Genomic DNA, 1,940 nt, shown 5'->3' with positions numbered 1-1,940 from the left:
GGGACGCCCGGCTCGGCCGCGCCGGCGACGGCCGAGCAGCCCGCCGCGGGCGGCGCGGACGACCGGGCGATCTCGCTCACCGCCACCGGCGACGTGATCATGGGCAACGCGCCGAACCGGCTGCCCCCCAACGGCGGCAAGGGCTTCTTCGACGACGTGAAGTCGGCGCTCAAGGGCGACCTGGTGATGGGCAACCTGGAGGAGCCGCTCACCGACGACACGGGCGCCGGCAAGTGCGGCCCGAACCCGCAGAACTGCTACCAGTTCCGGGCGCCGCCCGGCTACGCGGCGCACCTGCGCTCGGCCGGTTTCCAGCTGCTCAACCAGGCCAACAACCACGGCAACGACTACGGCCAGCAGGGCTACGAGAACACCCAGTCGGCGCTGGAGGCGCACGGGCTCAAGCACACCGGCGCGCCGGGCGAGATCACCGTCGTGGACGTCAAGGGCGTCAAGGTGGCCGTGGTCGGCTTCTCGTCGTACCCCTGGTCGAACAGCCTGATCGACATCGACGCCGCCAAGCAGGTGATCGAGTTGGCCAAGGAGCAGGCCCAGCTCGTGGTGGTCCAGGTGCACATGGGCGCGGAGGGCGCCGACCGCACCCGGGTGAAGCCGGGCACCGAGATGTACGTCGGCGAGAACCGCGGCGATCCGATGCGCTTCTCCCACGCGGTGATCGACGCTGGTGCCGACCTGGTGATCGGGCACGGCCCGCACGTGCTGCGAGGGATGGAGTTCTACAAGGGCCGGCTGATCGCCTACAGCCTGGGCAACTTCGCCGGCGGCGGGAAGTCGCTGAACAGCTCCGGCCGGCTCGGCTGGGGCGGTGTGCTCAAGGTGTCGATCACCGCCGAGGGCCGCTTCGTCGGCGGCACCTTCACCTCGACCGCGATGAACGGCGTAGGCAAGCCGTCGGTCGACCGGCAGGACCGTGGCCTCGGCCTGGTCCGCGAGGTGACCGCGGCCGACTTCCCGGACACCGGCGCGAAGCTCGACGCGAACGGCAAGATCAGCGCGCCGGCGGGTGGCTGAGCGCACGCCGCGCGCGTGGACCCGCCGGAGCGTCGGCCGCGCGACGTAGGCTGGCCGGCGTGACCACGCGCTCCCCCGAGACCGACCTCGGCCGTACGCGTCGCGCCCGCCGCATCGGTCGGGTGCTGACCGAGACCCACCCCGACGCGCACTGTGAACTCGACCACTCCAACGCGCTGGAGCTGGCCGTCGCCACCATCCTCTCCGCCCAGTGCACCGACAAGAAGGTCAACGAGGTCACGCCGAAGCTGTTCGCCCGCTACCGCACCGCCGCCGACTACGCCGGGGCGGACCGGGCCGAGCTGGAGGAGCTGATCCGGCCCACCGGGTTCTACCGCAACAAGACCAGCTCCCTGATCAACCTGGGCCGCGCGCTCTGCGAGCGCTACGATGGCGAGGTGCCCGGCAAGCTGGCCGACCTGGTCACCCTGCCCGGGATCGGGCGCAAGACCGCGAACGTGATCCTCGGCAACGCCTTCGACGTACCGGGCATCACCGTCGACACCCACTTCCAGCGCCTGGTGCAGCGGTGGCGGCTGACCGCCGAGACCGACCCGGTGAAGATCGAGCACGCGATCGGCGCGCTCTACCCGAAGCGCGACTGGACGATGCTGTCGCACCGGATCATCTTCCACGGCCGCCGGGTCTGCCACGCCCGCAAGCCCGCCTGCGGCGCGTGCACGCTGGCGAAGCTCTGCCCGGCCTACGGCACCGGGCCGACCGAGCCGGCGGCGGCGGCCAAGCTGTTGAAGGGCCCCCGCGCGCGGGACCTGGCGGTGGCCGTCGGCCTCGACCCCGACCTGGTGCCGCAGCAGGCGGCCGTGGCGGACGTGCCGTGACGCGCCGGCTCGCGTACCTGCTCGTCCCGCTGCTGCTCGCCGCGGCGGGATGCACCGCCACGGCCGAGG

General features: G+C 72.3%; 2 protein-coding genes. Both read left to right on the top strand.

Features of this window, described 5'->3' with window-relative positions:
• Positions 1-1,032: CapA family protein (locus HUW36_RS31930; RefSeq protein WP_174531465.1), on the top strand; the 1,032-nt coding region annotated here is incomplete at its 5' end.
• 59 nt (positions 1,033-1,091) lie between these two features.
• A complete protein-coding gene (nth, locus tag HUW36_RS31925) occupies positions 1,092-1,871 on the top strand; it encodes an endonuclease III (protein WP_174531464.1) in 780 nt (259 codons plus the stop codon).
• Positions 1,872-1,940: the final 69 nt, after the last annotated feature.

The organism is Micromonospora maritima, from assembly GCF_902825405.1.
Lineage (GTDB): Bacteria > Actinomycetota > Actinomycetes > Mycobacteriales > Micromonosporaceae > Micromonospora > Micromonospora maritima.
Note: the sequence above shows the minus strand (reverse complement) of the source record. Positions and strands in the feature narration are given on the sequence as shown.